This window comes from Bacillus sp. SRI_025, assembly GCF_057592095.1.
Genome location: NZ_JBYEGB010000002.1, coordinates 48179 through 74235, shown reverse-complemented (window position 1 = coordinate 74235; position 26057 = coordinate 48179). Strand labels below are relative to the sequence as shown.

The 26057-nt window shown below is 41.7% G+C and carries 24 protein-coding genes and 1 other annotated feature (1 of these 25 cut by a window edge); of the genes, 9 read left to right on the top strand and 15 right to left on the bottom strand.

What is annotated here, in order from left to right; translation table 11 throughout:
• The first annotated feature begins 63 nt into the window (after positions 1 to 63).
• Both AC20OE_RS05225 and AC20OE_RS05220 read left to right on the top strand, forming a co-directional pair.
• A complete protein-coding gene (locus AC20OE_RS05225; RefSeq protein ID WP_039180738.1) occupies positions 64 to 1362 on the top strand; it encodes an NCS2 family permease in 1299 nt (432 codons plus the stop codon).
• Positions 1363 to 1735: 373 nt separating this feature from the next.
• Positions 1736 to 1957 (top strand): DeoR family transcriptional regulator, encoded by a 222-nt coding sequence (locus AC20OE_RS05220; RefSeq protein ID WP_008356419.1) that lies wholly within the window; start codon positions 1736 to 1738, stop codon positions 1955 to 1957.
• Positions 1958 to 2234: 277 nt separating this feature from the next.
• On the opposite strand, the gene AC20OE_RS05215 is transcribed toward AC20OE_RS05220, so the two are convergent.
• Positions 2235 to 2951 (bottom strand): pseudouridine synthase, encoded by a 717-nt coding sequence (locus tag AC20OE_RS05215; RefSeq protein ID WP_047203498.1) that lies wholly within the window; start codon positions 2949 to 2951, stop codon positions 2235 to 2237.
• Positions 2952 to 2967: 16 nt separating this feature from the next.
• On the bottom strand, positions 2968 to 4590 hold the full coding sequence (locus AC20OE_RS05210) for a putative polysaccharide biosynthesis protein (RefSeq protein WP_047203499.1): 1623 nt from the start codon (positions 4588 to 4590) through the stop codon (positions 2968 to 2970).
• A gap of 175 nt (positions 4591 to 4765) precedes the next feature.
• Between AC20OE_RS05210 and AC20OE_RS05205 the strand changes: the two genes are divergently transcribed.
• The 4 genes from AC20OE_RS05205 to AC20OE_RS05190 all read left to right on the top strand — a co-directional run bounded on the left by AC20OE_RS05205 (position 4766) and on the right by AC20OE_RS05190 (position 8559).
• A complete protein-coding gene (locus AC20OE_RS05205; protein WP_058838208.1) occupies positions 4766 to 6037 on the top strand; it encodes a BaiN/RdsA family NAD(P)/FAD-dependent oxidoreductase in 1272 nt (423 codons plus the stop codon).
• A complete protein-coding gene (locus AC20OE_RS05200) occupies positions 6034 to 6231 on the top strand; it encodes a hypothetical protein (protein ID WP_099663549.1) in 198 nt (65 codons plus the stop codon). The genes AC20OE_RS05205 and AC20OE_RS05200 overlap by 4 nt, the downstream gene beginning before the upstream one ends.
• A 140-nt stretch (positions 6232 to 6371) precedes the next feature.
• Positions 6372 to 7904, top strand: a complete 1533-nt coding sequence (gene opuD, locus AC20OE_RS05195; RefSeq protein ID WP_039180749.1) for a glycine betaine transporter OpuD — start codon at positions 6372 to 6374, stop codon at positions 7902 to 7904.
• A 130-nt stretch (positions 7905 to 8034) separates the two neighbouring features.
• The gene (locus AC20OE_RS05190; RefSeq protein ID WP_039180751.1) at positions 8035 to 8559 is read left to right on the top strand and encodes a CbrC family protein; all 525 of its coding nucleotides are present in this window, start codon (positions 8035 to 8037) and stop codon (positions 8557 to 8559) included.
• 45 nt (positions 8560 to 8604) lie between these two features.
• On the opposite strand, the gene AC20OE_RS05185 is transcribed toward AC20OE_RS05190, so the two are convergent.
• The 7 genes from AC20OE_RS05185 to AC20OE_RS05155 all read right to left on the bottom strand — a co-directional run bounded on the left by AC20OE_RS05185 (position 8605) and on the right by AC20OE_RS05155 (position 13886).
• Positions 8605 to 8787: a sporulation protein Cse60 gene (locus AC20OE_RS05185; RefSeq protein ID WP_024424881.1), complete on the bottom strand. Its 183-nt coding sequence runs from the start codon at positions 8785 to 8787 to the stop codon at positions 8605 to 8607.
• A 100-nt stretch (positions 8788 to 8887) separates the two neighbouring features.
• Positions 8888 to 9199 (bottom strand): rhodanese-like domain-containing protein, encoded by a 312-nt coding sequence (locus AC20OE_RS05180; RefSeq protein ID WP_024424882.1) that lies wholly within the window; start codon positions 9197 to 9199, stop codon positions 8888 to 8890.
• A 54-nt stretch (positions 9200 to 9253) separates the two neighbouring features.
• Positions 9254 to 9937 (bottom strand): YesL family protein, encoded by a 684-nt coding sequence (locus AC20OE_RS05175; RefSeq protein WP_212043845.1) that lies wholly within the window; start codon positions 9935 to 9937, stop codon positions 9254 to 9256.
• Between the two features lie 24 nt (positions 9938 to 9961).
• Positions 9962 to 11251: a Gfo/Idh/MocA family protein gene (locus AC20OE_RS05170; protein WP_212040135.1), complete on the bottom strand. Its 1290-nt coding sequence runs from the start codon at positions 11249 to 11251 to the stop codon at positions 9962 to 9964.
• Between the two features lie 17 nt (positions 11252 to 11268).
• The gene (locus tag AC20OE_RS05165; RefSeq protein WP_064497799.1) at positions 11269 to 11793 is read right to left on the bottom strand and encodes a hypothetical protein; all 525 of its coding nucleotides are present in this window, start codon (positions 11791 to 11793) and stop codon (positions 11269 to 11271) included.
• Entirely contained in the window at positions 11790 to 12902 is a 1113-nt protein-coding gene (locus AC20OE_RS05160; RefSeq protein ID WP_372555986.1) for a glycoside hydrolase family 88/105 protein, read from the bottom strand. The genes AC20OE_RS05165 and AC20OE_RS05160 overlap by 4 nt, the downstream gene beginning before the upstream one ends.
• An 18-nt stretch (positions 12903 to 12920) precedes the next feature.
• Positions 12921 to 13886, bottom strand: a complete 966-nt coding sequence (locus tag AC20OE_RS05155; RefSeq protein ID WP_268474290.1) for an ABC transporter permease — start codon at positions 13884 to 13886, stop codon at positions 12921 to 12923.
• Positions 13887 to 14116: 230 nt separating this feature from the next.
• On the opposite strand from AC20OE_RS05155, the gene AC20OE_RS05150 reads away from it, so the two are divergent.
• Positions 14117 to 16417, top strand: a complete 2301-nt coding sequence (locus AC20OE_RS05150) for a helix-turn-helix domain-containing protein (RefSeq protein WP_372555985.1) — start codon at positions 14117 to 14119, stop codon at positions 16415 to 16417.
• Positions 16418 to 16455: 38 nt separating this feature from the next.
• On the opposite strand, the gene AC20OE_RS05145 is transcribed toward AC20OE_RS05150, so the two are convergent.
• On the bottom strand, positions 16456 to 16827 hold the full coding sequence (locus tag AC20OE_RS05145; protein ID WP_034322520.1) for a winged helix-turn-helix transcriptional regulator: 372 nt from the start codon (positions 16825 to 16827) through the stop codon (positions 16456 to 16458).
• Between the two features lie 155 nt (positions 16828 to 16982).
• On the opposite strand from AC20OE_RS05145, the gene AC20OE_RS05140 reads away from it, so the two are divergent.
• Together AC20OE_RS05140 and AC20OE_RS05135 are read left to right on the top strand one after the other, a co-directional pair.
• Positions 16983 to 18170: an MFS transporter gene (locus AC20OE_RS05140; protein WP_487268615.1), complete on the top strand. Its 1188-nt coding sequence runs from the start codon at positions 16983 to 16985 to the stop codon at positions 18168 to 18170.
• A 10-nt stretch (positions 18171 to 18180) separates the two neighbouring features.
• Positions 18181 to 19023 (top strand): aldo/keto reductase, encoded by an 843-nt coding sequence (locus tag AC20OE_RS05135; protein ID WP_180272432.1) that lies wholly within the window; start codon positions 18181 to 18183, stop codon positions 19021 to 19023.
• A 45-nt stretch (positions 19024 to 19068) separates the two neighbouring features.
• Here the strand turns inward: AC20OE_RS05135 and AC20OE_RS05130 are convergent, their stop codons facing one another.
• The 5 genes from AC20OE_RS05130 to leuS form a co-directional block, all read right to left on the bottom strand.
• Positions 19069 to 20568 (bottom strand): extracellular solute-binding protein, encoded by a 1500-nt coding sequence (locus tag AC20OE_RS05130; RefSeq protein ID WP_039180784.1) that lies wholly within the window; start codon positions 20566 to 20568, stop codon positions 19069 to 19071.
• A 25-nt stretch (positions 20569 to 20593) separates the two neighbouring features.
• On the bottom strand, positions 20594 to 21454 hold the full coding sequence (locus AC20OE_RS05125; RefSeq protein ID WP_487268811.1) for a carbohydrate ABC transporter permease: 861 nt from the start codon (positions 21452 to 21454) through the stop codon (positions 20594 to 20596).
• Between the two features lie 219 nt (positions 21455 to 21673).
• A complete protein-coding gene (locus tag AC20OE_RS05120) occupies positions 21674 to 22426 on the bottom strand; it encodes an NAD-dependent epimerase/dehydratase family protein (RefSeq protein WP_247544415.1) in 753 nt (250 codons plus the stop codon).
• A gap of 47 nt (positions 22427 to 22473) precedes the next feature.
• On the bottom strand, positions 22474 to 23376 hold the full coding sequence (locus AC20OE_RS05115; RefSeq protein WP_487268612.1) for a dienelactone hydrolase family protein: 903 nt from the start codon (positions 23374 to 23376) through the stop codon (positions 22474 to 22476).
• Between the two features lie 130 nt (positions 23377 to 23506).
• Positions 23507 to 25921, bottom strand: coding sequence for a leucine--tRNA ligase (gene leuS / locus AC20OE_RS05110; protein ID WP_107163196.1), 2415 nt, complete (start codon positions 25919 to 25921; stop codon positions 23507 to 23509).
• A gap of 97 nt (positions 25922 to 26018) precedes the next feature.
• Positions 26019 to 26057: a binding site (T-box leader), on the bottom strand (it continues 183 nt past the right edge of the window).

The window sequence follows — 26057 nt, the reverse complement described above, 5'->3', positions numbered from 1 at the left end:
TCCACCCTTAAAACGAATATTATATTAATTGTTTTGTAATAATGTTCGTAAATGGAGGATTTTATGTTTCAGTTAAAAGAAAATCAAACCAACATAAAGAAAGAAATCATCGCTGGTATGACGACATTCTTTACCATGGTCTATATTGTTGCCGTCAACCCAGGAATTCTTTCAAAAGCAGGTATTCCTTTTGACCAAGTCTTTACTGCAACAATCATCGCTGCTGTCGTCGGTACGCTCTGGATGGCACTATTTGCAAATTATCCGATTGCCATTGCACCAGGCATGGGGCTGAATGTCTATTTCACCTTTACCGTTGTCGGCGGTGGCGGCATCAGCTATCAAACAGCGTTTAGTGCGGTATTTGTTGCTGGTATACTCTTTATTATTTTATCGTTAACATCCCTTAGAAAACAACTGATTCAAGCCATTCCAGATAATTTAAAGTACGGCATTACAGCAGGAATCGGGCTTTTCATTGCGTTCATCGGCCTCCGTCAGTCTGGAATCATTGCTGCTGATCCAGAAAACCTTGTGAAGCTTGGCAATTTAAGCTCGCCTGTTGTCGTTTTAACGCTTGTCGGCTTAATGATTTCGGTTATATTAATGGTTCTGCAAATAAATGGTGCACTGTTTATCGGCATGTTAGCGACTACATTGATTGCGCTCGCAACAGGCCAGCTTCATTTCCCTAAAATGCTGATGGACGTCCCTGCACTGCCTGAAGGCATGCTGATTACCAATCCAATCGCTGCCTTTGGTGATGTGTTCTCTCATCATTTATATGCTGTCGTCTTCTCCTTCTTACTGGTGACGATTTTTGATACAACAGGCACTATGATCGGCGTTGCCGAACAAGCCGGATTAATGAAAAACGGCCAGCTGCCAAAAGTGCGCAGAGCCCTGCTCGCTGACTCTGCTGCAACAACGGTTGGTTCTATGTTTGGTACAAGTCCAACCACTGCTTATATTGAGTCATCATCAGGCGTTGCTGCTGGCGGAAGAACTGGGCTGACTTCTTTAACAGTCGCTGCACTGTTTATTGTGGCATTATTTTTTGGCCCGCTCGTTCAAGCGATTTCTTCTTTACCATCCATCACATCACCTGTTTTAATCATTGTTGGCTGCTTGATGATGAACTCGGTGTCACGCATTCGCTGGAACGAACTAGACGAGGCATTCCCTGCTTTTCTTGTCATTCTTTCGATGCCGCTGACTTCTAGTATCTCTACAGGAATTTCACTTGGATTTATTTCATATCCGCTTGTGAAATTGGCGAAAGGGAAATGGAGAGAAGTACATGTGCTTGTTCTCATCTTTGCGGTGTTATTTTTCATTCAGCTCTTTTTCTTAGAAGGATAACAGAAACAGAAAAGGCACATCCTTACATGGAATGTGCCTTTTTTGGCCTTCACTGAATTTTTTATTTTGTAAATTTTCTGAGTTTATTTTTCGAACGTTTGAACGTGGCAGCTTCTATCGTATCCCTTATCATTATTGGGTTGTAACCGGATTCAAATCATGATATATACCATATTTCATTTCATGAAGACAAGTTTAAAAACACGTAAAGTTGACTTTTTGGTGGAACTAGATGCATAATAACGTGTATAATAGAATAAAACATTAAGAAACACGAACATTTACCATTGTTGCATGTCCTTATTTCGCAGTTTTAGTGTAGTAAGTTGTGGTTAGTCAAGTCCATCCGATCTTATTGATAGGGAGTGGTTTTTTGAAACCTTCAACAAACCGTATGATGACTCGAATTAAATCAGTTTATATGTTCATTCAAGAGAAAGGTCTTGTGACGACACAAGAGCTGGTTGATGAATTCGGGATCACACCTAGAACCATTCAAAGAGACTTAAACGTGCTTGCCTATAACGATCTTGTTCATAGTCCAAGCAGAGGCAAATGGGAAACAACGAGAAAAAAAGTAAAAATATCATCTTAAGCGTATAATGAATTGTCCATATAACAAAAAGAACCGGCGATATGCCGGTTCTTTTCTTTTGCAGATTGTTGACAAAGGGCTAAAATGATTTTTATTTTAGCCCTTTGTCTTCTTTTCAGCGTGATAGAAAACCTTTGAAGTCTAGGAAGAACGAGCACTGGCGCGGAGCGAATCGAACATTCGTGAGCACCAGCGCGCAGGACTGACAAAGAATGCGAGGGTTTGTCTACACGCTGAAGAACCGGCGATATGCCGGTTCTTTTCTTTTATTCTTACGTTATTCACGATTCATTAAGCTGTCTAATTCTTCATCCGTCAATTCACGGTACTCTCCAGGTGCTAGATCTTCATCTAATGAGACAGCCCCCATTGTGAGCCTTTTTAAAAAGATCACTTCATTTCCCACCGCTTGGGCCATCAGCTTCACTTGATGGTACTTCCCTTCAGTAATCGTCAATCGGATGCGTGTATCTTCCTCTTCATTCGCATCTACTTCGACCTTCGCCGGCTTCGTGTGATAATCATCTAAGATAACAACACCCTCTTCAAGACGCTTAATGTCTTGATCACCTAAAGGATATTTCAAATGAACTTCATACGTTTTTGGCACATGCTTTTTTGGAGAAAGTAATTGATGAGCAAGCTGTCCATCATTTGTGAGGAGAAGGAGACCGACCGTATCCTTATCCAGTCTCCCCACAGGAAATGGCTCCCTTGCGATATCCTCCGGCTCGAGTAAATCCACAACCGTTTCATCCCGCAGATCTTCAGTGGCTGAAATCACCCCGTCCGGTTTGTTCATCATTAAGTAAATGAATTCTTTATATTCTACACGCTCTCCGTGTACGAGCACTTCATCATTTGATGGATCAACATGATCTTTCACCTGCTTCGCCACTTCCCCATTCACTGTGACCGCCCGGGCCTTGACAAGCTTTTTCACATCTTTTCTTGAACCAAAGCCGCTGTTAGCAAGTAATTTATCAAGCCTCATGAATATCTACCTCTTCTTAACTCTTTTTTCTTAAAAATTTCGGCATACGGCTGCCAAGTACACGCTCTAGTAATCCCACCTTATAAGATAAGAACATATACACACCGCCGCCAGTGATCATGGAAATCAAAATGACGATACCCGCTTGTACTATTCCGCCTTCATAAGAAATCACTTGGCTCACAAGCTGACATGTCACATAAGCCACCACAGCCATGATCGCCGTTAAAATACCAATCAGAATAAAACGTTTGAAAATTCTGCGGAACGAATAGCCAGCATGGCGTTTAATCATGATAAACATATACAAGATAGATGCACTGTAGCCTAATGCCGTTGCCAGTACAGAACCATTTCCTTGCAGCCAGCTGATCAGCGGGATGTTCAGAACCGTTTTAATAATGATCCCTAACAAAAGACTAACGATAGCAAATTTTTGTTTGTTAATCCCTTGCAGAATCGCTGCATTAATGGTGAATAAAGAAAACAATAATGCAACAGGTGCATACCAGAACAAAATGGAGATCCCAATCTCAGGGTGAACTGATGGATAGAAAAACCAATAAACCGGTCCAGCCAATGCTGAGATACCAAATGATGCAGGCAGTACGAAAAATAAAATGATCTGCATCGTCTGATCAATTTGTCTATTAAGCAGCTTGTAATTACGTGCTGTAAATGATTCTGTAATCGTCGGAATCAAGGTTAAGCCAAACGCTGTTGCAAGTGACACAGGAATCATTACAAGCTTCGGTAAATATAACGTCACAATGGACAATACCGCTGTACTTATATCCTGATGCCCTGATGCAATCATGGCTCTGTTAATTGTGTTTGTATCAATATAAGAGTAAATTGGAATCGCAAGTCCAACAAATACATAAGGCGCCGCATAGCTAAACAGCTCTGTAAACATTTGCTTATAAGATAAATCAGAGTGAGCGCCTGTATTCGGCTGCATAGATAAGAGCCGGTCCTTCCGCTTCAGCCAATATAAATAAAGCGTAAATAAACCGCCAAATGCACCGATCAGTGCGGCAAATGTTGCATACCCGACAGCAATGACAAGCCCGCCGTCAAGCACCTTTAAAATAATAAACGTCGCCGTTAATAGGAAGATGATTCTGACAAGTTGTTCAATCACTTGGGAAACAGCTGTTGGTCCCATCATGGAGTGCCCTTGGAAGAAACCCCGTACAAGACTCATGATCGGCACAACCAAAAGGCCTAAGCTGACCATCCGAATCACATATACCACTTGATCGACAGTCAAACCGCCTGTTTCATTTGATCCGCCAAGCTGAATCTTGGCAAAAATCGGTGCGGACAAATATAAAATAGAAAAGGCGATAATCCCGGTGACAAGCATGACCGACATACCCGCCCTGAACATTTTTCTTGTTGTCTCATAATCGCCGATCGCATTATATTTGGAAACAAATTTTGATACCGCTGTTGGAAAACCAAGCGTAGCAATACTTAAAAAGATCGTATACTGATTGTATCCATATTGAAATAGCGCACCACCAGTTGCTCCAACCATTGCGCTAAATGGAATTAAATAAATCATACCAAGAATACGAGAGAGATACGTCCCTATCGTTAAAACCAACGTACCACGAAGCAATTTATTAGACATGCGCTTAACCACCATTTTTCTAATGAATATTCAACTTAACTATTTTACCACATCAATTCAACACACAGGTAACAAATCCAATACTGAAGTCACAAAACCAATCAATTCATATTTCAGCCTTCCCTAATCTTCGTTATAATAGAAAAATGACTGAAAGTAGAAAGAGGAATGTAACATGAAACATTATGATGTCATTGTCATTGGCGGCGGACCTTCTGGACTGATGGCCGCGATTGCATCAGCAGAGCATGGCGCTACTGTTCTGTTAATTGACAAAGGAAACAAACTTGGCAGAAAGCTGGCCATTTCTGGCGGCGGACGGTGTAACGTCACTAATCGCCTTCCAGTAGAAGAAATCATCAAGCATATTCCCGGAAACGGCCGTTTTCTATATAGTGCATTTTCTGAGTTCAACAACGAGGATATTATTTCATTTTTTGAAAACCTTGGCATTGAACTAAAAGAAGAAGACCATGGACGTATGTTCCCTGTATCAAACAAAGCACAATCTGTTGTGGATGCCCTTCTAGACAGGCTCCGCGCCCTCAATGTCACCATTCGAACGAACGAAAAGATTAAAACGGTTCTGTATCAAGACGGACAAGCAGCTGGAATTGTTACAAATAATGATGAAAAAATTTCAAGTAAGGCTGTCGTCATTGCTGTCGGCGGAAAAAGTGTACCGCATACCGGCTCTACTGGTGACGGCTATGCATGGGCAGAAGCAGCAGGTCATACCATTACAGAGCTTTTCCCAACAGAGGTACCGGTCACATCAGATGAACGATTTATTAAAGAAAAAGTGCTTCAAGGTCTTTCTTTAAGAAGTGTGGCTGTCAGTGTTCTAAATAAAAAAGGGAAACCCGTCGTCACACATGTCATGGATATGATCTTTACTCACTTTGGTTTATCGGGTCCAGCTGTTCTTAGATGCAGCGGATTTGTTGTGAAAGAATTGAAAAAGCAGCCGGCAGTCCGCCTGCAAATTGACTTATATCCGAAGCTGAATGACGAGGAGCTGTTCCAAAAGCTTCATCGTGACCTAAAAGATGAACCGAAGAAAGCCATTAAAAATGTCCTTAAATCTTGGATGCAAGAACGCTATTTATTGTTTCTATTAGAACGGAACGGTATTGATCCACAAGACACATTCTCTGGTCTAGCCAAGGATAAACTGCGTGCATTTGCCCATGATTGCAAACATTTTATTGTGCATGCAAATGGTACCCTATCCTTGGACAAAGCGTTTGTGACAGGAGGCGGCGTTTCTGTGAAGGAAATTGAACCGAAGAAAATGGCGTCTAAAAAAATGCCCGGTCTTTATTTCTGCGGAGAAATTCTAGATATCCATGGCTATACAGGCGGTTACAATATCACGTCAGCACTTGTGACAGGCAGGCTTGCCGGCATGAATGCTGCACTAGAAGCAAAGGAGAGAGTTCAATGATCAGACGTGCACTACCGATTGTTCTTGCGGTCGTTATTAGTTTGACAGCCGCTGTTTTCTTGAAGCTGTCGATTTCCCCGTTAAAAATCGCTATTGTTTTGGTGTTTACCATTTTCGCTGTATGTTTAAAAGAATATGTCTACCGTCTTCGCAAACGAATTGAGGAAAAATCGTCTTCCCATATCGATAGTTGATAAATGGAAGCAAAACATGTTACGGTAAAGTAGAGGTCGAGTGAGAAGCTCGCCTCTTTTTGTTTGAAATAAGTTGAGTTAGGGGATATTAAGCTAAGTCCTCTGCTTAAACGTGTAGAACAACAGGAGAGTGAGATGGTGTGAAAAACGTATCAAGTGTATTTTGGATTGTGATTGCGATCACATTTGTTGCCGTGATGTGGGGAGCGTTTTCTCCAGACACATTGCAAAATGTCACAGATCAAATTCAAACATACATTACAAATGACTTTGGCTGGTATTACTTGTTAGTGGTATCACTGCTTGTCGGCTTTTGTCTATTCTTTATCTTTAGCCCAATCGGTAAGATTACGCTAGGAAAACCGGGGGAAGAGCCTGAATTTGGTCTATTTTCTTGGTTTGCTATGCTATTTAGTGCCGGTATGGGAATTGGTCTTGTTTTTTACGGAGCAGCTGAACCGATCAGCCACTATGCTATTCAGTCACCAACAGGGGAGACTGAAACTGCACAGGCCTTCCGCGATTCCCTTCGCTATACATTTTTCCACTGGGGGCTTCATGCATGGGCGATTTATGCCATTGTTGCACTTTGCATTGCTTACTTTAAATTTAGAAAAGATGCACCTGGCTTAATCAGTGCAACGCTGCAGCCTGTTTTAGGAAATAAAACGAATGGATGGATCGGAAAAACCATCGATTGTATTGCGGTATTTGCAACTGTAGTTGGTGTTGCGACAAGCCTAGGATTAGGTGCAGCACAAATAAACGGTGGGTTGAATTATCTTTTTCATATTCCAATTGCCTTTAGCACACAATTGATCATTATTATCATTGTGACGGTGCTTTTCCTTGCATCTGCTTTGAGCGGAATTGGAAAAGGCATTAAATACTTAAGTAATATCAACATGGTATTAGCAGCTGTTCTGATGTTTTTCTTACTTTTGGTAGGTCCAACTGTTTTTATCTTAAATTCATTTACTGACTCGATTGGACAATACTTATCCAATATCGTTCAAATGAGCTTCCGTCTATCTCCAAATGATCCTGAAAAGAGAGAATGGATTAATGGATGGACAATCTTTTATTGGGCATGGTGGATTTCTTGGGCACCATTTGTCGGGATCTTTATCGCTAGAGTGTCACGCGGGCGAACGATTCGCGAATTTTTAGTGGGTGTCTTAGTCGCTCCTTCTATCCTAGTATTCCTATGGTTCTCGATTTTCGGTGTATCTGCAATGGACTTACAGCAAAAGAATATTGTCGATGTTGCAGGTCTATCAACTGAAACGATGCTCTTCGGTGTGCTTAATGAATATCCGCTGGCGATGATTACATCGATACTAGCACTCATATTAATCGCCGTATTCTTTATTACATCGGCTGATTCAGCTACATTTGTGCTTGGAATGCAGACAACCTACGGATCATTGAATCCTTCTGGCAGTGTCAAAGTCAGCTGGGGTATTATCCAATCTGCTGTTGCTGCTGTGCTTTTATTTTCAGGGGGACTCGAAGCCTTGCAAAATACAGCCAAGCTCGCAGCCTTGCCGTTCTCCGTTGTCATCATATTGATGATTGTCTCGCTGTATAAATCACTAAATGATGAACGAAGAATCATCAAACAAGCCAATCAAGTCAATAAACCAAGAAGTCCAAGAGTAAAAAAAGCATAATCGCAAGCAAGAAAAAGCCGTTCCTCATCCGAACGGCTTTTTTCTATATACACAATTTAAGATTGTCTGGAGCTTGAGGATTCCTTTAAAATAGTGTTGAATTATCACTTTCTACATAATGGAGGTTTATATGACGTTACCTACGTTCAAGTACAACCCAGACCCAGTTTTGTTAAACGTGATTAAAAAAGAGCATACGACATGTCCTGTTTGTGAGAAAGAAAGAGATTATGTGTACCATGGCCCTTTTTATGCTGTTGAAGATGTGGAGGGAATTTGTCCTTGGTGCATTAAAGATGGATCAGCGGCTAAAAAATACAATGGAACCTTTCAAGACGATGCGAGCTGTGATGACGTCGATCAAGAGGAATATATCGATGAGCTGATCTTCAGAACGCCAGGCTATCGCGGATGGCAGCAGGAATATTGGTTAAGTCATTGCGGAGATTTTTGCGCAATCGTCCAGTATGTCGGCTGGAAAGAGATTGAACATCTAGAGGAAGAACTCGCCGAGGATATCGAAGACATTTGCAGCGGCGAAGGATTAACGAAAGAGAACCTAAAGCAATGGCTCGTCAACGGAGGAGACTTACAGGGCTACCTCTTCCAATGTGTTCACTGCAACAAGCACCGTTTATATATTGACGCCAGCTAACCAAAGAAAAAGGACCCTTCAAGCAGGTCCTTTTTTTGAAACCGTCTATTTTTTATATAAAATGAGTGCAGAAAAACAGTAGAGCTGTTCCCCTCCCTGCTCACAGATCACCGCTACATTGTACTTGATGTCAATGATTTGGTCGTCATCCATTCCTTTTAAAAAATGATTGATTTCACTCTGCAAATCTTTCTCATGCTCTTCATCAAATACAGCTACCTTTAGCACCTATGCCACTCTCCCTTCTCTCGCTACTCTATCTTTATGCACATAGAGAGAGGCATATGAACAAAAAAACCTTTCATCCTATCGATGAAAGGTCTTCAATTTATAACTTCGGTTTTGTTTCTCCTGTCCAAGCAAGCATCCCACCAACAACATTGGTCGCTTGGTAGCCTTGATCTTCTAGGTAATAGCAGACATTTTCACTACGTTTACCAGAGCGGCAAATAATATAATATTCCTGCGTTTGATCGAATGCATCCAGCTTCTCAGGGATATCGCCCATTCGAATGTGGATTGCTTCCGGGATCATCCCTTCTGCTACCTCTTCATCCTCACGTACATCGACAAGCTGAATGGCGTCTTCCTGCTCAAGCTTTTGTTTTAATTCTTCTATTGAAATTTCTTTCACTGACACGAGTCTCATCTCTCCTTTTCATCACGGTGACACCATTATAGCAGATGGTTCACTTCACTGCGTATTCACCCGCTTCGATTGAAGGAAAGACGGCAGCAGCTTCTTCACTTCGGCTGTCTCGTGCTCACTTTCAAACTCTACCTTTTTAAAGACTTGATAGGCCAGCCACATATGACCGTAGGCAAGTATGCTCACACTAAAAAATGGCACGATTCCCGGTAAATAAGCAAACAGAACAAACAGCACAGCCGAGAAAACAAGCATAGAGAGTGTATATTGCAAATATGACACACCCAGCAGAAGAGAGAATTTCAGATAGAGACGTTTTTTCCAATCATAATGAGCAAGCAGCGGAAAAATATAAAATAAGCTCACAATAAACAGAAAACCAAAAATATATATAGCAAAGCGAAGCACATGTAGGAACCAGCTCGTCGGATAAATATAAGCAAGGTCGACATAAATAATCGTTCCAATGATGAACAGCACCACTCCAATCATGTTAGAGCGGACAAACTCCTCCCGGTATACCTTCCAAAAAGTGCGGAATACATTGACCTGCTCATGCCCTTGAATCCACTTTCTCATCACGGAAAATAACGCAGTGGTCGCAGGCATCAAGCCAAAGATCCCAAGCCCTAGGATAGTGAACAAAAGCCATAACAAATTCGTATAGGCGAGTCTCATCACCCACTCACACATCCTCAGCATTCTGCTCATTGAACCATCATGATCCATCTCTTTCCCCTCCTCTCTTTCTCTTTACACCTTCTCTTTATGAAACAATTCATCAATTTCAATTGGGCGTTTTTCTGCGGCAGATCGCCACATGCCTTCTCCAAGAGCAATCGAATAAGCACCAGCCTCTGCACCTGCTAAAATGTCGTAGTGAATCAATGGATCTTTTCCTATAAATAAATCAGCCAAAAGCAGAGGATCTCCTCCGCCATGTCCGCCTGGCTGCTTGACGACTTCAATTGTCTCCTTTGATCCAAACATCGGGTAATAAGAAATTGTTTGTTCTGGGAATTGAAAAGGAATTCTTGATGGCACATGAAACTCATTTGTTTCAATACGCCCCTTCGTCCCATTAATAGCCAGACGATAGCCTTCATATGGGGCGGAGAATTGAATCGAATAGCTGAGCAGAGCCCCTTGATCATAAGCGACTGACGCCACATATGTATCCTCAATATCAATTTCCTGATCAAAAATGCACGCATCCGGGCGATAATTTGAGTACTGCTGCGTTTGCTCCTGACCGGATTCAATATGGTCGTCCTCCACCTTCGAGCGCTCAACCCGCGGATTCCACCTTGCTTCATAATGACAGATATCCTTCACATGACATGTTCCGCAAAATCTATTTTCCTCCCCGTGCAAGGGATTCCAAGGGCTTTCGCTGCCGTAATAGTTCAGCGCCCCGTAGGCAAATACTTGCTTCGGCTTTTGATCAATCCACCAGTTGACCAGATCAAAATGATGCGTCGACTTATGAATAGACAGTCCGCCAGAGAATTGACGTGTACGGTTCCACCTTTTGAAATAACTAGCACCATGATACGTATCAATCAGCCAGCTCAGTTCAACGGATGTGACCCTTCCAATTTTCCCGTCTAGAATCAGTTCTTTTATCTTTCGATGGAAGGGATTGTAGCGATAATTAAAGGTGACCGTGACCTTTCCTTTACTTTCCGCCTCTTTTTCCATCACTTTTTTGGCGTCTTTTGCTGTTGTCACCATCGGCTTTTCGGTGATGACATCTAGATCATGGTCAAGTGCCTGCATGATATACGTGACATGTGTATCATCCCTGCCTGCCACAATGACGATATCTGGTTTTGCTTTCTTGACCATCTGATCAAATGCATCTTCATGAAAAAACGAAACGCCCCGGAGTGATGGAAAACGCTCCTGACAAAGTGTATACCGCTGATCATCTATATCTAGGAGCCCTGTAATCTTATACTGCTCATTGAAATCCTCTGTAAGAGGTCGAATAAACATATTGAACGCACGATGACTCAGCCCGCAAATCACGACCCGTTTCACATTCCTCACCCCATTTTCTATTGGTTTTCACGAAGCTGTTTCATAAGAGATAGCGCCTCTTTCGTCTTGTCAGCATACACGGGAATAAAAGCGACCATATCTCGATGTAATTGAAAGGTATAACCGTTGAGTTTTTTCTTTCCTTTATTGATTTGTACCGCATAATCGACCGTTTTCCCTGTCTTTTTGTCCTCGACCGTATATGGTCCTGCTGCTTGATCGCCTATTTCCATCTCTTCCAGCAGCTGAAAGCTTTCAGGATCATCATACGTTCTAAACATTTCTTCTGGGACAAGCATCACGTCCCCCTCTTTTGAGGTAATTTCAACAAGAAGCTTTTCAGGAACCGCCGGAAAGATGTGGACGCTATAAGTCTCTTGTTCCGGCTGAAAAGCCTTCTCCACTAATTGATCCTTCATTCCCTTTGACATATCAGAAAAAATCAGGACATTGATACCGTTTGTTTTCCCCTGACAGGCAGATAAACAAAAGGCAGCGATGAAACTGATAAGCCATACGACGGCACTTTTTTGCCTTCTCATGCCTTTTGAAAAACAGACAGCTTTTCTAGCTCAGTTAACGCCATAATAAAAGCGCCTGCCCCGTGCAAGTCATTTGTGCTCCGCTCTCTTCCAACGTAATAATCATAAAATCCCGCAGATGTTCCAATACAAATATCGTTGATGGTAAAATCACCATTTTCTTTCTCAGCCGTCTTATGCTGAATCAAGCCTTGATATGCTTTGACCACATGATCAACATAACGGAGGCCCACATACCCTTCATTCATGGCCTTTGCCATGGCGTACATGAATAAACACGATCCCGAGCTTTCAAGCCAATTGTCACTGTGATTTCCTTTATCAATGATTTGATGCCAGAGACCTGTCGTTTGATCCTGGTACTTTGCCACACTTTCCAGCATGTCTGTCAGTGTTTCCTTCCACACTTTCCGCATTTCATGCTGCTCGGGCAGGTCCTCGATCATATCCGCTAATGCAAGGACATACCAGCCAAACGATCTCGCCCAAAACTCTGGGGAACAGCCGGTCTTTTGATCAGCCCATGGCATCGTTTTTCGTTCATCCCACGCGTGATAATATAGACCTGTTTGTTCATCTTTCGTATGCTTTCTCATGAGATGCTCTTGATGGATGACCATATCCACAAGTGACTCTTCACCTTTAAGCTGAGCATACTTTAAGGCAAAAGGGCCGCCCATGTAGAGTCCATCGAGCCACATTTGATAAGCATAATTATCTTTATGCCAAAATCCGCCCTCAGACGTGCGGTTTAGCGTACGATAAAGTCCGCGCAGCTTCTCCGCTGCGAGCACATACCGCTTTTCTCTCGTTCGTTCGTAAAGAGGGAATAAAATGAGCCCTGCTTGTATGGCATCAAGCTCATCCCTGCGAAATAATAGATTTCCGTACTCATCAATAAGTGAGTCCGCATAGTTTTTCACATAATCGAAATAAGCCTCGTTCCCTGTTGCCTCATATAGCTTCATAACGCCGCAAAGGAAAACGCCTTGATGATAATGCCACCTTCCAGCTGGCGGCAGCTCAACCGGTGTATACGCTTTCATAATAGTTTGTGCTAATTTCTCTGCATGCTCAAGCGGTGATCCCTTTTCAATCGATAATGTCATTCTTCCTCATCTCCCTTTTTAATAAATACCTTCTTCCCCGAATTTCTTCGCTAAACGGTTTGCCAGCATGACCAAAATAAGTCCAACGGCTGCTTTAAACAAACCAACAGCGGTACTATAGCTGAATTGTCCTTGCTTAAGACCTGCTGTATAGACATACGTATCAAAAATCTCCGCTACTTCTCGGTTCGTTGCGTTCAGTAATAGATAGACATGCTCAAAGCCAAGCTCAAGCGTATCACCGATTTTTAAAATAAGCAGAACGACAATGACACTTTTAATGGCAGGAAGTGTGATGTGCCACATTTGTCTCAATCTCCCCGCACCATCCATTTTTGCTGCTTCATATAGCTGCGGATCTACCGCTGTAATCGCCGCAAGATAAATGATCGTCGACCAGCCTGCTTCCCGCCAAATCACCTGTAAAATGTACATTGGTCTAAACCATTCCTGACTAAGAAGGAAGTTAATCTTTTCCCCTCCAAAGAAAGCAATCAATTCATTAATTAACCCGCCATCTACTGTTAACAAAACAAAAGATAAGGACACGACAATGACCCATGACATGAAGTGAGGGATATAAATCATCGTCTGTACAAACTTCTTAAACAATGCCAATCTCACTTCATTTAAAAGAAGGGCTAATAAGATCGGAATTGGAAAGAAAATCACAACATTCATGGCAAATAAAATCAGCGTATTTTTTAATAAGATGAAAAATGTTGGTTCTGTAAACAAGCGAATAAAGTGTTTGAAGCCAACCCACTCACTGCCAAGAATACCGAGAAACGGCTGGTAATCTTGAAAGGCAATGATGAGCCCCCACATTGGCACATATTTAAAAACAATAAAATAAATGAGCCCCGGCAAAATCATTAAATACAAAAACTTTTGACTAAGCAGTTGATTAAGTAAGCGCTTTCTTTTTTCATTTTTCAAAGCTGCCGCAGGCACACCCTTGGCAGTGACATCCTCTGTTTTCATTGATAAGCCTCCCCTCATGCTGATGCATGTGTTAACTGTATCTTAAGGATGAAAAATCCGTCTACAATCATATCAACAGATCATATTTTCATAGGTGATGCTACTCAAAACGTTACATAAAACATAAGAAAATGATCCTAATCTCAGAAAATGATTATTGACAAACCTACCAGATTTTTGGATTAATAAATTAAGGGGAAAAGATTGTTTCGTTTGAAATGGGGGGTTTTATGAAAAGAAGGCAGTATAAATTTTATTACAAGCTTGTGACGTTTTTTTTCATACTTAGTACGATTCCTGTTATCATTGTCGGTATTTTTTCTTATCAGCATTCGCAAAAAACAGCACTTGAAAATATCTCAAATGAAAAGCTCGACAGCGTCAAACAAACGCAATCCAATATTGAGCATATTTTAAAAACGGTTGATCATTCTCTCACTCACTATGTCAGTTCGACACCTCTCCTTCAAACACTGGCAGAACCTTTAAATCCAGACCAATTCCAGCTTTATAATCAAGTACAGCAGGAACTGAACTACCTGCAAACCTTTGACACCGACCTTTCCAATATTACACTCGTCAGTAAAATGAAAGACTGGTACATGAACAATTCGGGGCTTTATCATGTCACAAGCGAAGACCAAGAAAAAGCGCTGACCTCTTACCTCAATATACCAAGTCACTCCAGCTGGGCACTTGAAGAGAATAATCCACTTGTTGCGACTAAAGAAGGTAAAGCATCCTTTTGCAAGTACAATGTGAATTTAATCAAACAACTGCCTATGAACAGCGTTCAAAAAAAGGGAATCGCTGTCGCCAGCATTCCAAGCTGCGTGATTGCCGATAACATGCCTGACTTCTCTCAATCAGATAGCATGTTTGTCATCGATACAAACGGAAAAGTGCTGCTACATAATCGCAAAGAACAAATTGGTGAATCGCTGAAATATCAAGATTTCGTCAAGCATGTGCTCTCACTTGAAAAACGATCAGGACAATTTAATATGAAGATCGACGAACTCAACTATCAAATCACATTTCAAAAATCAGATTATAATGAATGGACGTACCTATCCTTTGTTTCTATTCCAGAACTTAAGCAGCAAACGAAATCAATCGGGTGGATTACCTTTATTATCTGCACTATTTTGTTAGCGCTTTCATTACTATTTTCATGGTTTGGTTCCAGACACTTTTATAAACCAATCCGCTTATTATACGAGTCATTTGCACGCAATGAATCATTTTTGCAAAAACAGCCTTTTCAAAATGAATTTGAGTTAATTGAATCGAGTATTAAACAAATGAAAGATCAAAACAATGATTTAGAGGAACGGATTGAGCAGCAAGTGACACACTTACAGCAATATTTTATGGTACGTCTGCTGCTTGGAAAGCTGACAGATGAAGAAGTAAACAACCGGTTCCAAAGCTTAGGCTTTCCCCAGGGCTGGTCTCATTTGTCCATGCTCGTGACCCAAATTGATACGTTAAAAGGAACACCTTATGAAAAAAAAGATGCTGATTTGCTTTTATTTGCGATCAATGGACTGATCGAGCAGATTATTCCGCAAGAGGAACACCTTCAGCCAACCGTTGTCAATGAACATCAAACAACGATTATCCTTAACCACTCAAAATCAGACGAAGAGTTTACTGAATATTTAAATCAATTAGCAGAAACCATTCAGCAGCGTATCGAAGAAGAGCTCGGTTTATCGATCAGCATTGGAATCAGCCGCCAGTTTAAGGAGCTTACGATGGCAAAACACGCTTACATTGAAGGAAAAGAAGCCTTAAAATACAGACTCAAAGCAGAGAAAAAATCCATTATCTTATATGAGCATATCCAGCAAGGAAAGACGTTCAAAACCCATTTTCCAAAGCAGCTGCAGCATGATTTATTTGATGCGGTGAAAGCTGGCGATCAAGGCAAAGCGGATCACTATTTACATGTGCTCCTGCAATCCATTTTCTCTAAAAATGCAGGACCGCACGAATACCAGATCGCCCTCGCTCGTTTTTTAAACAATTTAATTGAGCTGATGCATTTGCTGGGTATTGAATTATTTGAGGTAGAAGACAACAAAATGCTCTATGATACGATTTTTGAATTTAAAACCTTTGAAGATACAGAAGCATGGCTGAAACATGAGATCATCCGGCCAATTATTGACCAGCTTGCTGCACGTGAAGACTCACAATACAAAAACATCTCAGAAAAAATCATTCATATTATTCATCAAGAATTCGACTCAGATCTCACCTTGGATGAAATCGCCACACGCCTGCATTACAATCCCAATTATTTAAGCAGTATTTTCAGAAAGGAAATGGATATCTCCTTTAGTGAATATCTCTCTTCCTACAGACACCATGTCGCTAAAAACTGGCTTGTAGAAACCGATATGTCCGTCAAAGAAATTTCGGAAAAACTGAAATATAAAAACCCGCAAAATTTTATCCGATCCTTTAAAAAGTTGGAAGGCACAACTCCTGGTAAATACCGTGACCAGAAAAAAGGCACGTAAGACAAAGAGCCCCGCTCTCACACGAAAGCGGGGCTCTTTTATTTAAACTGTTCATTTAAGATGCTGTCTTCCAGCACTGAAAGCGGCTCTCCATACACACGTTCAATATGAGCTGCTCCCCAATCGCATAGCGCATTGAGAATTCTTTCGAGCGACTGTCCGTATTCACTTAATTCATATTCCACTTTTGGCGGTACCTGTTCATAGACAATCCGGTTAATGACGCCATCACTTTCAAGCTCTCTCAGCTGCTGCGTCAGCATTTTTTGTGTGATGTTTGGCATGAGCCGCTTCAATTCGCTCGTACGTTTTTTCCCGTGTGTCAAATGACATAAAATCACACACTTCCACTTCCCGCCTATGACATCAAGCGTTGCTTCCACAGAGATATTATATTTTTTCTTTTCCATCGAATATTCACTCCTCTTTGTACGAACAGGCACTTTTTAGTACCTATATTACAAAAAAGTACGTACTTTTTTTTTCGTCATCTATGTTAGATAATAACTCTTGCCGATCGGCTTCGTCTATCAAAATGTCATCACAGAAGGATGTGAACTTACTGATGAAGAACAAGCAAAACCATTTTGCTTTGCTCGCACTAGCGATTAGTGCTTTTGCTATAGGAACAACTGAGTTCATTAGTGTCGGTCTTTTGCCAATGATCTCAGAGGACTTTGGAGTGAGCGTCAGTCAGGCGGGCTGGACTGTCTCTTTATATGCACTTGGTGTGACATTTGGTGCGCCTATATTGACTTCCCTTACTTCCACGATGAAAAGAAAGACATTGCTTTTGCTCATTATGCTCGTCTTTTTGGTTGGTAATACACTTGCCACCATTGCCCCGACTTTTTCAGTGCTGTTAATCGGCCGGGTGATTTCAGCCTTGTCCCATGGAATCTTCATGTCCATTGGCTCTACGATTGCTGCAAGCCTTGTCGTGAAAGAAAAACGGGCAAGCGCCATTGCCTTTATGTTCACTGGTTTAACAGTAGCGACTGTGACAGGTGTGCCATTCGGGACATTTCTTGGTCATGAGTTCGGCTGGCGGACATCATTTGGTGTGATTGTGATCATTGGTCTGATCGCACTGATAACCAACTATTTTCTTGTTCCGTCTCAATTAAAGCAGGGTGTGAAAACATCTTTTAAAGATCAAGCTGTCTTATTAAAAACAAAAAGAATCTTGCTTTTATTTGTCATTACAGCCACAGGGTACGGAGGAACCTTTGTCGTCTTCACATATTTATCTCCTCTCTTGCAGCATGTCACAGGTCTTGCGCCTGGGGCTGTGGCGTTGATCCTGCTTTTATACGGCATCACGATCGCAGCTGGAAATGTCATTGGCGGAAAAGCTGCTAATGCACAGCCAATGAAAGCACTGATCTATATGTTTATTATCCAAAGCATCATCTTGTTTATCCTTAGCTTCACTGCAGGATTCACAGTATTAGGCATTGGAACCGTCATGCTGATGGGGCTGTTTGCTTTCATGAATGTACCTGGACTGCAAGTAGCCGTCGTTGATTTTGCCGAAAGATACACCCCTGGAGCAGTCGACGTCGCATCTGCTATGAATATCGCTGCCTTTAATGCCGGTATTGCCATTGGCTCATTTTTAGGCGGCATCGTGACAGATTCACTTGGTCTTGTTCATACAGGCTGGGTCGGCGGCATTATGGTCCTCATCGCAGCCATTCTTACGATGATCAGTTATCAAATGGAACAAAAAGAACAAATACAAACCAACTAAAGGAGTTTTTATTATGGAACATTTACAAAGTACAAAAACATTAAACAATGGAGTCCGCATGCCAGGCTTTGGCCTTGGTGTATTCAAGGTGGAAGATGGAGCAGAATTAGTTGATGCTGTCAAAACAGCCATTCAATTAGGCTATCGCAGTATTGATACAGCAGCTATTTATGGAAATGAAGAAGGTGTTGGACGAGGCATACAGCTTGGTTTAGCAGAAACAGGACTGCGCCGCGAGGACATTTTTGTCACATCAAAAGTGTGGAATGCCGATTTAGGATATGAATCTACCCTTCATGCATACGAAGAAAGCTTGAAAAAACTTCAGCTTGACTACCTTGATCTGTATTTAATCCATTGGCCAGTTGAAGGAAAATACAAAGAAGCTTGGCGTGCACTGGAAACCTTGTATCGTGAAGGAAAGGTCAGAGCTATCGGAGTGAGCAACTTCCAGCCGCATCACCTAGACGAGCTATTAAAAGATGCAGAGATCAAACCAGCTATCAATCAAGTAGAATTTCATCCAAAGCTAACGCAGGAAACACTCTATACGTATTTGAACTCTCATGGCATTCAAATGGAAGCTTGGTCACCGCTGATGCAGGGTGAACTGCTGCATCACCCGCTGATCACAGAGCTTGCAGACACATACAGTAAAACACCTGCTCAAATTATTTTGCGCTGGGATGTACAAAAAGGCGTCATCACCATCCCAAAATCAACGAAAGCACATCGTTTAAAGGAGAACGCTGATATATTTGATTTTGTCTTAACTGATGAGGATATGAAACGTCTTTCTGACTTAAATGAAAACAAACGTATCGGTCCAGATCCAGACAACTTCGACTTTTAATCAAAACACCCCCGCTTTTTTGCTTTGCGGGGGTGTTCCTATTGATCATTTTGATTTTTTAAAGGAAGCCTCATATTCTTCTATGATTTTATTCCCACCATTTGATTTCCATTTCTCTACATCTTTCTGAAATTGATCTTCACTGATGTCTCCAAGAATGAACTTATACGTCGCATCATCGATGATTTTCTTCAATTCGTTTCCACGCTCTGATGCTGTTTCTGAATACAGGCTTTCAGCAGGATTGGCAACGATAATGTTTTTATTGTCTTCTTCTAGCTCTTCATATTTAGAACGAACTGCATCCCCTTTATTTTTCAAGTACCGTTTATCAATTCCTACAAGACTGACAAGCGGCTGGACATCTGTCTGCCAGCCTTTCACTTGGCTTTCTTCCCTGACAAATGTATTCCCTTCTTCTTTCTTATAATGCTGGCCATCGATACCGTACGTCATGAGACCATATACATCTTCTTCGGCAATGCGGTCAAAGAAGGCCAAAATCCGCTTTAATTCTGCCTCTGATTTCACGCTTGTTTTAGGGAATGCGAAGATGCCATTATGACCACCTGATGCCCACACACGTTCTTTGCCATCTGGGCCTTTGATTCGGTTGATAATATCTACTTTCATGTTTTTATCTGTCGCATCATCTCGCAGGTTCACGGCATCTACCATATTTCCAACATAGATGCCTGCTTTTCCTTGTGAGAATAATTCCTGCTGCTGTGTTTTGCTTGTCACTGGGAAGTCTTTGTTGATATAGCCATTATCACGCAGCTTTTTCATGTATTTCATTGTATTCATATATTCATCTGTCATAAAGTCTGGCGTGAATTTGCCGTTTTCTTCTTTCCAGTCTGTAGGCATACCTTCATATGAACCAAGTGTTTTAAATGCTCCATAAATTAAATCGTTCCGATCCGTAAAGCCAATTGTATCCGCTTTTCCGTTTTGATTCGGGTCTTTTTCAGTAAAGGCTTTGGCTACTTCATATAGATCATCCAATGTTTTTGGTGTATCCAAATTTAAATTTTCAAGCCAATCCTTTCGAATGACAATCCCTTGTCTTGAAAGTGGTCTTTCTCTATAGATGCCATAAAGCTTGCCGTCTATAGAGGCGTTTTTATTAATCAGTTCGTTCATCTTACTTAAATTTGGATAATCCTTTAAATACGGACCGACTTCCCAGAACATGCCTGATCTGAACGCATTAATCGCAGACGAATTTTTAATGTCTTGAATCGTCACAATTTGCGGCAAATTCCCTGCTGCAAGTGCGGAATTTAACCGATCTTCCTTCACAGCATCAGGCACCCATGTAATATCAAGCTCTGTATTTGTAAGCTTCTCAATCTCTTTTAAAACGGAATCCTTCGGCGGCTGCTGATGATATAAAATCGCCATCCATGTCAACTTTACCTTTTTGTCTAAATCAACCTTCTCATCTGATGAGTTTGCCCCTTTACTTGAACATGCTGACAAAATACCGCTTGCTGCAAATAACAGGACAAACGCAATCAGCCATAATTTCTTTCTCCCCATAAGATCCCTCCGTTGTTCCATCTTTTTAACCCTTTACAGAACCTAGTAATGCCCCTTTGTTGAAATGCTTTTGAATAAATGGATAGACAAGCAGAACCGGAATGGTCGCCACAACAATGACAGCCATTTTAATCGTTTGGTCTGGCGGTGGTGTGGATGAGCCCATATCCGACATATCTCCCTGCATTCCACTTGAGACAATGACAATCTGTCTCAGCAACACCTGAATCGGCCATTTCACTGAATCATTTAAATACAGAATAGCGGTCATATACGTATTCCAATACGTCACGGCATAAAAAAGTGAAATGGTTGCAATGGCTGGCAAAGAAAGTGGCAGCACAATTTTAAAGAAAATCCCTAAATCGTTACAGCCGTCCATCTTCGCTGATTCCTCAAGACTTGCCGGTATGTTTTGAAAAAAGTTTTTCAAAATGATTAAATTGAACGCATTGATTGCAACCGGTAGAATAAGTGACCAATACGTATCAAGCAGACCAAGTGTTTTCACCACAATAAACGTCGGAATCATACCTCCGCTAAACAGCATCGTGAAGACAACGAGAAACATCAGTGTTCTTCGGCCTTTTAGCTCCTGGCGAGACAGCCCGTATGCCATAAGCGAGGACAAAAACATGCTGACAGCTGTTCCAACAAGCGTCACAAGAATGGACACAATGAGGCTGCGATACACAATATCTGTAGAAAAAATGTATCGATATGCCTCTAAAGAAAACGTCGTTGGGAGCAGGATAAACTTCTTCGTGATGACCTCTTCTACTGTTGCAAAAGAGGCGGCAATGACATGGATGAACGGAAGCACACATATTAATGCGAACATGAGTAGAAAAGAGTAATTAAATAAATTGAACAATCGGCCTTTAATAGAACGATCTATGTTCATCACGCCCTTTCTTTGAAAGCGTTATCATTTCAACTGAAAGTAAGCTGCAGCCTGTGACGATATCGTGATTAAAATGTAACAAACGAGGGAAGAAAGCGTCTATAATCATCTTGACAGTCCAACTGGAAAGATCATGTCAGCCGTGCTTTTATGCTCATGAAACAAAAGAATAGGATCATTAGCTCATGACATGATTATGCCCTATGTCTGATCATTTTCTCCAAGGAGTTCCGCCGTATTGACATCTGGTTTGTAGCCTAACTCCTGCTTCGTTTTCTCAGTAGACCATGGCTTTTCTTCATTCTCTGATACAGCATAATAGGTTCCAAAGGGAATATCCGATTCAATCGCTGCTTTTGTCATACCTGCAAGATCCTCATGTGACAGCAGCGTTCTTTTTGTTCTTTGCTTTTTGTGTAATGCCTTCATCTCATCTGTCACAACTGTTCCAATCCGTAAATTGATGACAGACATTCCCGTTTGATCGTGGAACAAACGCCCCAGCTGTTCGGAAGCAAATTTTAAAATGCCATAGACATTTTTAGTCGCAGGCACATCGTCAGTTGTAATCTGCCGTCCAAGTAAGGAGCGTCCATCCTCTTCATAACGATCCGTCACATGGTTGCTGCTTGCAAAAATGACTTTTCGTATGCCAAGCCGCGCGGCTGACCGAAACATATAATAGGTACTCCTCCAAAAAATATCAGTCATTTTTGCAAATTCTTCATGATCCATCACATCATGCGTCATGTCAATGTTTAGAAGATGCAAGATGACATCTGTATCCCGCGGAATTGCCTCATATACATTCTGTTCATTCGCTGCATCGGCTAAAATGACTCCTTCTACACAGCTCGTCAGATCAATAATCGTGACACTGTATTCAGTAGAGAGCGCTTTTGTTAAAAGGCGTCCAATTACACCGCACCCGCCAATGATGGTGATTTTTTTCATCTGTCTCCTCCTTTCTTTTGACGTAGTATGTCCAAGCGTTTTCTTGATTACAGCCACTTTTTCAAAAATCGTGTCGCCTCGTGACGCATAGCGGCTGTTTCAAAATGACCTGCATGAAGATGGGCAAGCTGATATCGTTCTTTCAATGAAGCAGCTTGATAGGTTTGACTCAATACCTTTTGAATCCTTCCAACGCCTTCAGCAGGCGTGAGCTGATCAAGTTTTCCAACTAAGCTTAAATGCGGTCTTGGAAAAATCATTTCTTGAATGTCCGCTGCTGTAAAATACTTTGCTAATCTCGGTACATAGTAATAAAAGCCATGCCTATCCAAATTGTTCGTTTCAATTAATGTATGATGATCCACCTGTGCGCAAAGATCAATACACACACTTACCCTCTCATCAAGTGCAGCCGTCCACCAGGAAAGGAGACCGCCCATTGACACCCCAAAGACAGCTAACCGGTCCGCCAGTACATCAGATCGAGACATCAAATAATCAATCGCACACATGCTTTCATAGAGCATCATGCCCCACATCACTTTTCCTGTTAAAAGCATTTCCTTAAAAATTTCACTTTCTGTTCTTCCCCTTCTCTCACCAAACCCTGCATGATCAATGGCCAGTACACTATATCCTTTTGACGTAAACTCTTTTGCATATGAAGGCGCTTGCAAATAATGAGCACCCTCTAACAGCTCTTCCTTCCCGTTGACATAATTACCGCCATGAGAGTGCTGAAACAGTACTACGGGTCTTTTTTTCACCGTATCCTTCGGTTTCACGAAATAAGCAGGGACTTCCTCTACGCCATTTATGGAGAGAATGAGTGTTTCCACTACATATGATTCACGTTCCTCCATTTTTAACGTATAAGCCTCCACGCGATGACGCTCTGGCATTTCTCCTAACAGACTGAGCAGTTGTTCACGTTTGCTTTCCTTTTCCATTGACGTCACTCCTCATTTTCTTGATCACCTGTTAAAATACGAGACCGATGCAGGAATCACCTTGTTTTCGACAAAATTATGTCCCGGGAAATAAAGAACACCCACCGGTTCATACCGATGGGTGTCATCATTAGTTCGCAACAATATTGACAAGCTTCCCAGGAACCGCAATCACTTTGCGAATGGTTTTCCCTTCAAGCTGTTCTTTTACGCGTGCATCATTTTTCGCAAGCTCTTCTAACTGCTCCCTTGTTGCATCAGCAGGAACGGTTAATTTTGCTTTCACTTTACCGTTAAGCTGTACGACAATTTCTACTTCATCGTCGACAAGCTTTGACTCATCATATTGAGGCCATGCTTCATAAGAAATAGACCCTTCATGACCAAGTTTATTCCAAAGCTCTTCTGCAAGATGCGGTGCAATTGGAGAAAGAAGCTTTACAAAGCCTTCTGCATATTCTTTCGGCAGTGTATCAGCCTTATAGGCATCGTTGATAAACACCATTAATTGTGAAATGCCTGTATTGAAACGCAAGCCTTCATAATGATCAGTTACCTTCATGACGGTTTCATGATAGCTGCGTTCTAATGCGCCGCCAGATTGCTCTGTCACTTTATCACTGAGTGAGCCATCTTCATTTGTAAATAGACGCCATACACGATCAAGGAAACGACGAGCACCATCAAGTCCTGTTTCAGACCAAGCAATTGACGCATCTAAAGGTCCCATGAACATTTCATAAAGTCGTAATGTATCTGCACCATGAGATTCTACGATATCATCCGGGTTGACCACATTTCCTTTTGATTTACTCATTTTTTCATTGTTTTCCCCAAGAATCATGCCTTGGTTGAACAATTTCATGAAAGGTTCTTTTGTTGGAACAACACCGATATCATACAAGAATTTATGCCAGAAGCGTGCATATAGAAGATGCAGTACAGCGTGTTCTGCTCCGCCGATATACACATCAACTGGAAGCCATTTCTTCAGCTTCTCAGGAGATGCAAGCTCTTCTGAGTTATGAGGATCAATATAACGTAAGAAATACCAGCAGCTTCCTGCCCATTGCGGCATTGTATTCGTTTCACGGCGGCCTTTCTTACCTGTTACAGGATCTACAACCTCAACCCAGTCTTTAATATTGGCTAATGGTGATTCACCTGTACCACTTGGCTTAATCTCAGTCGTCTTAGGCAAGATCAGTGGAAGCTCTTCCTCTGAAACAGCTGAAGATGTTCCGTCCTCCCAATGAATGATTGGAATCGGTTCACCCCAGTAGCGCTGGCGGCTAAATAGCCAGTCTCTTAAACGATATGTGACTTTCTTTTCACCCTTTTGATGTTCTTCAAGCCATGCAATCGCTTTTTCAATCGCCTCTTCTTTTCCTAAGCCATTTAGGAAATCAGAGTTAATGTGCTTTCCATCACCTGTGTAGGCTTCTTTTTCGATGTCTCCGCCTTCTACAACTTCTTTGATTGGAAGATCAAAAGTTTTAGCGAATTCATAATCACGTTCATCATGAGCAGGAACCGCCATAATAGCTCCAGTCCCATAAGTCGCCAGCACGTAATCTGCAATCCAGATCGGCATTTTTTCACCATTTAACGGATTGATGGCATACGCCCCTGTGAAAATACCCGTTTTCGTTTTGGCAAGATCTGTCCGCTCTAAATCACTCTTCGATTGAATTTCTTTGATATATGCTTCGACTGCTTCTTTTTGAGCAGCTGATGTGATTTTTTCAACTAGTGCATGTTCTGGAGCAAGCACCGCATAAGTTGCACCAAATAGTGTATCAGGACGCGTTGTAAAAACCGTAAACTGTTCGTTATGCCCTTCTACTTCAAAATGAACGTGCGCACCTTCAGAGCGTCCGATCCAGTTACGCTGCATATCTTTGATGCTTTCAGGCCAATCAATGTCCTCTAAATCTTCTAACAGCCTGTCCGCATATGCTGTAATCTTTAGCATCCACTGCTTCATAGGACGTCTTTCAACAGGATGGCCTCCGCGTTCACTTTTTCCATCAATGACTTCTTCGTTTGCTAGCACTGTGCCAAGCGCTGGGCACCAGTTCACTGGTACTTCATCGATATAGGCCAATCCTTTTTCGTACAATTTTAAGAAAATCCATTGTGTCCATTTGTAGTAATTCGGATCTGTCGTGTTGATTTCTCGATCCCAATCATACGAGAACCCTAGTGATTGAATTTGGCGGCGGAAGTTATTGATGTTCTCTTCTGTAAAGGCCGCCGGGTCATTCCCTGTATCAAGTGCATACTGTTCTGCCGGGAGACCAAATGCGTCCCATCCCATTGGATGAAGAACATCATATCCCTGCATACGTTTCATGCGTGATAAAATATCCGTTGCTGTATAGCCCTCAGGGTGCCCGACATGAAGCCCTGCTCCTGATGGATATGGAAACATATCAAGCGCATAAAACTTCGGTTTATCTTCCGAGTCAGATGTGGCGAATGTTTTATGTGTCAGCCAATAATCCTGCCACTTCTTTTCAATTTCCCGATGCTGAAAACTCAATGTGAAAACCTCCTTTAATATGTACGGCTTTATCTGCTTAGATGACCACTGCAAGAATTCAGATTTTTCTAAAATCAACAAAAAACCCTCATCCCTGGAAAGGGACGAGAGATTTTTTGGTTCCCGCGGTACCACC

Bases quoted from the DNA above. Each gene is read 5' to 3' on its own strand.
- AC20OE_RS05225 (WP_039180738.1), top strand. From the start codon at position 64: ATGTTTCAGTTAAAAGAAAATCAAACCAACATAAAGAAAGAAATCATC.
- AC20OE_RS05215 (WP_047203498.1), bottom strand. From the start codon at position 2,951: ATGAGGCTTGATAAATTACTTGCTAACAGCGGCTTTGGTTCAAGAAAA.
- AC20OE_RS05210 (WP_047203499.1), bottom strand. From the start codon at position 4,590: ATGTCTAATAAATTGCTTCGTGGTACGTTGGTTTTAACGATAGGGACG.
- AC20OE_RS05205 (WP_058838208.1), top strand. From the start codon at position 4,766: ATGAAACATTATGATGTCATTGTCATTGGCGGCGGACCTTCTGGACTG.
- AC20OE_RS05200 (WP_099663549.1), top strand. From the start codon at position 6,034: ATGATCAGACGTGCACTACCGATTGTTCTTGCGGTCGTTATTAGTTTG.
- AC20OE_RS05190 (WP_039180751.1), top strand. From the start codon at position 8,035: ATGACGTTACCTACGTTCAAGTACAACCCAGACCCAGTTTTGTTAAAC.
- AC20OE_RS05175 (WP_212043845.1), bottom strand. From the start codon at position 9,937: ATGGATCATGATGGTTCAATGAGCAGAATGCTGAGGATGTGTGAGTGG.
- AC20OE_RS05165 (WP_064497799.1), bottom strand. From the start codon at position 11,793: ATGAGAAGGCAAAAAAGTGCCGTCGTATGGCTTATCAGTTTCATCGCT.
- AC20OE_RS05160 (WP_372555986.1), bottom strand. From the start codon at position 12,902: ATGACATTATCGATTGAAAAGGGATCACCGCTTGAGCATGCAGAGAAA.
- AC20OE_RS05155 (WP_268474290.1), bottom strand. From the start codon at position 13,886: ATGAAAACAGAGGATGTCACTGCCAAGGGTGTGCCTGCGGCAGCTTTG.
- AC20OE_RS05150 (WP_372555985.1), top strand. From the start codon at position 14,117: ATGAAAAGAAGGCAGTATAAATTTTATTACAAGCTTGTGACGTTTTTT.
- AC20OE_RS05145 (WP_034322520.1), bottom strand. From the start codon at position 16,827: ATGGAAAAGAAAAAATATAATATCTCTGTGGAAGCAACGCTTGATGTC.
- AC20OE_RS05140 (WP_487268615.1), top strand. From the start codon at position 16,983: ATGAAGAACAAGCAAAACCATTTTGCTTTGCTCGCACTAGCGATTAGT.
- AC20OE_RS05130 (WP_039180784.1), bottom strand. From the start codon at position 20,568: ATGGGGAGAAAGAAATTATGGCTGATTGCGTTTGTCCTGTTATTTGCA.
- AC20OE_RS05120 (WP_247544415.1), bottom strand. From the start codon at position 22,426: ATGAAAAAAATCACCATCATTGGCGGGTGCGGTGTAATTGGACGCCTT.
- AC20OE_RS05115 (WP_487268612.1), bottom strand. From the start codon at position 23,376: ATGGAAAAGGAAAGCAAACGTGAACAACTGCTCAGTCTGTTAGGAGAA.